The sequence below is a fragment of the Corynebacterium sp. HMSC11D10 genome (assembly GCF_001806995.1).
Taxonomy (GTDB): Bacteria; Actinomycetota; Actinomycetes; order Mycobacteriales; family Mycobacteriaceae; genus Corynebacterium; species Corynebacterium coyleae.
The window spans coordinates 1-5,940 of record NZ_KV787046.1 but is presented as its reverse complement, the minus strand read 5'-3'; the positions used below and the strand labels follow the sequence as shown (position 1 = coordinate 5,940).

Below are 5,940 nucleotides of genomic sequence, written 5' to 3'. Positions count from 1 at the left end.
CTCATCCGTCAAGCATGTCGCGACTCATGACATTGCGGAGGATGTGGGATTTGAACCCACGAGGGTCGTGAAACCCGCACGCGTTCCAGGCGTGTGACATAGGCCGCTAGTCGAATCCTCCAGCGAACAACCTCCCCGGCATGCACCGGCGAAGCGTCTTTGGACATGGTAATGCACACACCCCACAAGACCAAAACCGCAGCGTGGCCCGGCGCAGGTTGTGTTCTGGCGGAAGAGATGGCTACAGTGTCAGGCAGGATCTCACGCGGTGTTATCTTGTGAACTCCCCCAGGGCGGGAACGCAGCAAGGGTCAGCGAGCTCTAGCAGGTGCGTGGGGTCCCTTTTTCATGTTCGGGGACGGATAGGCCGGTACGATGGTGGGCACGCAAAATTCGCCTTCGAACATCTGGAGTGATGATGTCTCTCAAGGACCTGGACGCAGCCCAGTTCAACGAACTCGCCGAGCGCACTCGCGCACAGTACGAGGAACTCAAGGCCCGAAACCTCAACCTGAACCTGACGCGTGGCAAGCCGTCCGCAGAGCAGCTCGGGTTCTCCGACGCGCTGCTGTCGCTGCCGGGGGCGGACGACTACACCGACAAGACCGGCGCTGACGTGCGCAACTACGGCAACCTCGACGGCATTGCGGACATCCGCGAGCTCTGGGCCGAGGCCCTCGGCGTCGCCCCGGAGAACGTCGTCGCGGGTGATTCCTCGAGCCTGAGCATCATGTTCGACCTCGTCTCCTTTGCCTACATCTGGGGCACCAACGATTCGCCACGCCCCTGGAAGGACGAGGAAACCGTCAAGTGGATCTGCCCGGTGCCGGGCTACGACCGCCACTTCACCATCGTCGAGCACTTCGGCTTTGAGATGATCCAGGTGCCGATGACCCCGACCGGCCCCGACATGGACCTCGTCGAAGAATTGGTGAAGGATCCGCAGGTGAAGGGCATGTGGTCGGTGCCGATCTTCGGTAACCCCACCGGCATCACCTACTCCGCCGAGACCATCGAGCGCCTCTGCGCCATGGAGACCGCCGCGCCAGACTTCCGCCTGATCTGGGACAACGCGTACGCAATCCACACGCTGACCGACGAATTCCCGGACAACCCGAACGTTCTCGAGATCTCCGCGAAGCATGGCAACCCGAACCGCTTCTGGTACATGTCGTCCACCTCCAAGATCACGCTCGCAGGCTCGGGCGTGGCGTTCTTCGCCTCCTCGAAGGAGAACCTGGACTGGTACAACAGCCACGCTGGCGTGCGCGGCATCGGCCCGAACAAGGTCAACCAGTTGGCACACGCTCGCTTCTTTGGCGATGTCGACGGCCTGCGCGCCCACATGCTCAAGCACTCCGGTTCGCTCGCCCCGAAGTTCGAGGCTGTCATCGGCATCCTCAAGGAGCGCCTCGGCGAGTACAACGTCGCCGAGTGGACCGAGCCGACCGGCGGCTACTTCATCTCCCTGGACGTCAAGGACGGCTCCGCCAAGCGCGTCTGGGAACTGGCCAAGGAAGCCGGCATCACCCTGACCAAGGCTGGCATGTCCTTCCCGGGCGGCATCGACGACAACGACGAGAACATCCGCCTCGCACCGTCCTTGCCGCCGCTGGACGAGGTCCGCACCGCCATGGACGGCGTTGCCACCTGCGTGCTGCTCGCATGCATCGAGGCGCATGAAAACTGATCAGGTCGCCGCATGGCTCGGGTCGTTCATGGACATCGAGCTCATGCTTATCGACGACGCCGCCGTCGCCCTCACCACCATCAACACCACCCCCGCGGCCTGCACCGTCGGCTTCTCCCAAGTCGACACCGGCCTGGTCATCGACGGGGATGGGGCGACTGATGTGCGGTGTGAGATTGTGACGGTAGGTGGGGTCGTCGATAAGCAACTGCCCGGGCGCGCCGTCGTTGCTGCTGCCCGTGCCATTGAGCGCCTCGGCATCCCCGCACAACCCGGCGTGCTGCTCGAAGGCGCCCTCGACGAACTCGGCACCACCGCACGCCACGGCTGGCTGCGCGAACCCGAACTCTTCGACCGCGGCACACCGCTCTACCGCGAACCCGACCGACTCACGCTGCTGCTCGAACTCGTCGCGCTTACCGACGACGAATACACCATCGCCCGCGACCAAGGCCTCGACGTCCTAACCCGCAGGTTGCGACGCCGCGGCACCAACACCACCGAATGGAATCGCGCGGCCGAGTAAGGTAGCCCGCGTGGCTCTGTACAGGAAATACCGCCCCGCAACATTCGGCGAAGTCGTCGGCCAAGAACAGGTAACCCGGCCGCTGTCCACCGCACTGGACAACGACCGCATCTCACACGCCTACCTGTTCTCCGGCCCACGAGGCTGCGGCAAAACATCATCCGCCCGCATCCTCGCGCGCTCACTCAACTGCGCCGAAGGACCAACCTCCACCCCCTGCGGCGTCTGCCCCTCCTGCGTCTCCCTCGCCCCCGGCGGCTCCGGAAACCTCGACGTCATGGAAATCGACGCAGCCTCCCACGGCGGCGTCGAAGACATGCGCGACCTGCGCGAACGTGCGTTGTACGCGCCCAGCGACTCACGCTATCGCGTCTTCATCATCGACGAAGCCCACATGATCTCCAAAGAGGGCAACAACGCGCTGCTCAAAATCGTCGAAGAACCACCCGCCCACCTCATCTTCATCTTCGCCACCACCGAACCCGAAAAGATGCTGGGCACCATCCGCTCGCGCACCCACAACTATCCATTCCGCCTGCTTGCACCCCAAGCCATGCGCTCCCTTCTCGAGCGCATCGTTGCCGACGAAGGCGTCACCGTCGACGAAAACGTCTACCCCCTGGTCATCCGCGCCGGTGGCGGCTCCCCGCGCGACACCCTGTCCATCCTCGACCAGCTGCTCGCCGGCGCCGGACCCGACGGGCTGACCTACGACCTTGCCCTGCCACTGCTGGGCGTCACAGACCTCACACTTCTCGACGCCGCCGTCGACGCCATCGCATCCGGCGACGGCTCCGCCATGTTCCGCACCATCGACGAAGTCATCGAATCCGGCCACGAACCCCGCCGCTTCGCCCTCGACCTCCTCGACCGCATGCGCGACCTCCTCCTGATCCGCACCGTCCCCGACGCATTCGGGCAAGGGCTTGTCGACGCCCCCACCGACCGCTCCGAAATCCTCAAACACCAAGCCGAACTCTTCACCCCCGCCCATCTGTCCGCCCTGGCCACCGAAGTCAACGACCGTCTCCCCGACCTCGCTGGCGCCACCTCGCCCCGCTTGCTCCTGGAAATCATGATGGCGCACCTCCTCACCGTCAGCGTCGGCGGCGGTGCGCTGGGTGCTGGCGGTGGTGCTGGTGTTGGCTCTGCTGGTGCTGGTGCTGGTGCTGGTGCTGGCGCTGCGGGTGCTGGCTCTGCTGGTGCTCCCTCCGGCGTTACTGGCGCCGCTGGCGGGGGAGGCGCTGCCGCCGCCGCAGCCGCTGCAGCCGCCGCCGCGAGCTCCCGCACCGCCTCGCGCAAACCCGCGCCCGCGCCCGCACAGCCTGCGCAGCAACAGCCAACTCCCGAACCGCAAGCCGCGGCTGCTCAACCGGCACCCGAGCAGCGAGCGCAGCAGACGCCGCCGCCCGAACCACAGCAGCCCGCGCCGGCCCAGTCGCAGCCGACCCCGGAACCGCAGCCAGCGCCGCAGCCGGAACCGCAGCGTGAACCCGAACCTGCCCAACCCGCGTCGCAGCAATCCGCGCCGCAACAGGCCGCGCCACAACAGGCCGCGCCACAACAGGCCGCGCCACAACCGGACACGGACGACCTATACCAGCGCATCGAGCGCGACTGGACCCGCCTGCGCCAATCCGTCGGCGCACGCAACCAGGTCGCCGAAATCATGCTGACGGAGGCGAAACCGCTCGGCTTCGACAACGACACCCTCGTCGTCGGCCATCACACCGGAGCGCTCGCCGACCGCATCAACGCCGAACGCAACAACGCAGACATCGTCGCCGTATTCACCGAAAAGCTCGGCACGCCAATCAAGGTCCGCTGCGTGGTCGGCACCAACCCCGACGCCGCCCACGTCAAGCGGCCAGAACCGAGGGAGGTGTGGAATCCGGGGGAGGGGTCGTCGACAAGCGAAAAGCCCGAAGACCCTGCCCCCGCCAACAGTTGGCAAGCCGCAGTCGCCGCAGCCAGCCAAAAAGCCGCCGAACGAGCCCAACGCGAACGCGACGACATCCCACCACCACCCGAACCGGCCGAACCCTACGAAGAAGCTGAACCCGAATACACACGCGAAGACGAAGAACGCGACATGGCCCAAGAAGCACGCGACGGAGAACGAACCGCCGACCGCCGCGACGCCACCGAAGTCGCCATGGACCTCCTCGCCGCCGAACTCGGAGCCAAACCCCTCTAAGCGACGCGTACAATGGCCCACGGAGCTTTACCAACAAACGAAAGGTTGCAACCATGACCCAGCCACAGGACATGCAGGAACTCATCCGCCAAGCCGCCGAAGTGCAGGCCGCACTCCAGCAGGCACAGATGGAACTGCTGCAGACCGAGGTCACCGGCACCGCAGGCGGCGGCCTCGTTGCTGTCACCATGACCGGCGGCGCTGAAATCACCGACCTGACCATCAAGCCGGAAGCCGTTGACCCGGAGGACGTCGAGACGCTGCAGGACCTCATCCTCGCCGCATACCGCGACGCCCACGACCAGGCCGGCAAGCTCGCCGAAGAGAAGATCGCCCCGCTCACCGGCGGCGCAATGGGTGGCGGCGCACCGCAGGGTGGTGCCCCGCAGGCAGGCCCGGGCGAGATCCCGTTCGGCGGCATCGTCTAACCTGTCGCTTTCCGCGTCCGGCCGGCCTGGTCGGGCGCGTTTTTCATGCCACGAAAGGAACCCCCGCGTGTTTGAAGGACCGCTGCAAGACCTTATCGACGAATTCTCGTGCCTCCCCGGCATCGGCCCCAAATCCGCGCAACGTATCGCGTTTCATTTGCTGAAGACGGAGCCGGAGGACATCGATAGGCTGCGCGCCGCCCTGGCCGCCGTGCGCGACGGGGTGACGTTTTGCCGCATCTGCAACAACGTCTCGCGCGAGGAAGTGTGCCGCATCTGTGCCGATTCGGGCCGCGACAAGACGCTGGTGTGCGTGGTGGAGGACGCGAAGGACATCCAGGTCATTGAGCGCACGGGGGAGTATTCGGGCCGTTACCACGTATTGGGTGGGTCGTTGGATCCGTTGGCGAATGTCGGCCCGAAGGACCTGGCCATCGCGCCGCTGTTGCAGCGCATTGGCGGTGTGCTTGACGACGTCGACGGCGCCGACAACCCCGACGTCACCGAAGTCATCTTGGCTACCGACCCTGATACGGAGGGGGAGGCGACGGCGTCGTATTTGGCGCGTCTGTTGAAGGACTTCCCGTCGCTGACGGTGTCGCGCTTGGCGTCGGGTATGCCGCTTGGTGGGGACTTGGAGTTTGTCGACGAGCTCACGCTCTCCCGCGCGTTAACCGGGCGCCTCAAGCTGTGATTTGTGGATAACTCTTTACTTTTCGACGACTCCACGCCCAGTTATCCACAGGCCAGGTGCAATTTCTCTGTTGACGGTTTAGCGTTTTATGTATGAATTCGTTCGAGGTGTTAGTGCAGGCGATGTCGGCCGCAGCGTTAGAGACGCTGGCCGACTTCGACCTTGATGTTGCACTCGCCTCGGGCTTCGCACCGGACCGGGCGCGTGCCTGGTCGCGGCTGCGGGATGTGTACTTCGGGCGCACCAAGTTCACGCGCAAACAGAAGACAGCAAGTTCTTTAGCGCGAGGTTTCTCCCTCGACGAGCTGGCGCTGATCGAGCGTCGCATCGCACCGGTCAAAGATGCGTCCCAGCGGTGGGCGCTGCGCCTTGCCTTACTTGAGGTCGAAGGTGGCTACCGGGCGA

Annotated in this window: 5 protein-coding genes, 1 tRNA gene, 1 other RNA gene and 1 pseudogene; 7 read left to right on the top strand and 1 reads right to left on the bottom strand. The window is 65.1% G+C overall.

All coding sequences use genetic code 11. From position 1 onward, the window contains the following. Positions 1-35: 35 nt before the first annotated feature. Positions 36-121 (bottom strand) — tRNA-Ser (locus tag HMPREF3120_RS04780). A gap of 131 nt (positions 122-252) precedes the next feature. On the opposite strand from HMPREF3120_RS04780, the gene ffs reads away from it, so the two are divergent. The 7 genes and pseudogenes from ffs to HMPREF3120_RS04745 form a co-directional block, all read left to right on the top strand. Beyond that, positions 253-348, top strand: an RNA gene (gene ffs, locus HMPREF3120_RS04775) — signal recognition particle sRNA small type. Positions 349-418: 70 nt separating this feature from the next. Continuing rightward, positions 419-1,690 (top strand): aspartate aminotransferase type Ic, encoded by a 1,272-nt coding sequence (locus tag HMPREF3120_RS04770; protein WP_070451101.1) that lies wholly within the window; start codon positions 419-421, stop codon positions 1,688-1,690. Continuing rightward, positions 1,680-2,216 carry a hypothetical protein gene (locus tag HMPREF3120_RS04765; RefSeq protein ID WP_070451100.1) on the top strand — a complete coding sequence of 179 codons (537 nt, stop codon included), beginning with the start codon at positions 1,680-1,682 and terminating at the stop codon, positions 2,214-2,216. Before HMPREF3120_RS04770 ends, HMPREF3120_RS04765 begins: the two co-directional genes overlap by 11 nt. Before the next feature lie 10 nt (positions 2,217-2,226). Beyond that, the gene (locus HMPREF3120_RS04760) at positions 2,227-4,413 is read left to right on the top strand and encodes a DNA polymerase III subunit gamma and tau (RefSeq protein ID WP_070451099.1); all 2,187 of its coding nucleotides are present in this window, start codon (positions 2,227-2,229) and stop codon (positions 4,411-4,413) included. A gap of 53 nt (positions 4,414-4,466) precedes the next feature. After that, complete coding sequence (locus HMPREF3120_RS04755; protein ID WP_070451098.1) at positions 4,467-4,841, top strand: YbaB/EbfC family nucleoid-associated protein; 375 nt, start codon at positions 4,467-4,469, stop codon at positions 4,839-4,841. A gap of 67 nt (positions 4,842-4,908) precedes the next feature. Next, positions 4,909-5,535, top strand: coding sequence for a recombination mediator RecR (recR, locus tag HMPREF3120_RS04750; RefSeq protein ID WP_070451097.1), 627 nt, complete (start codon positions 4,909-4,911; stop codon positions 5,533-5,535). 92 nt (positions 5,536-5,627) lie between these two features. Next, positions 5,628-5,940: pseudogene (locus HMPREF3120_RS04745) on the top strand (HNH endonuclease); the annotation flags it as partial.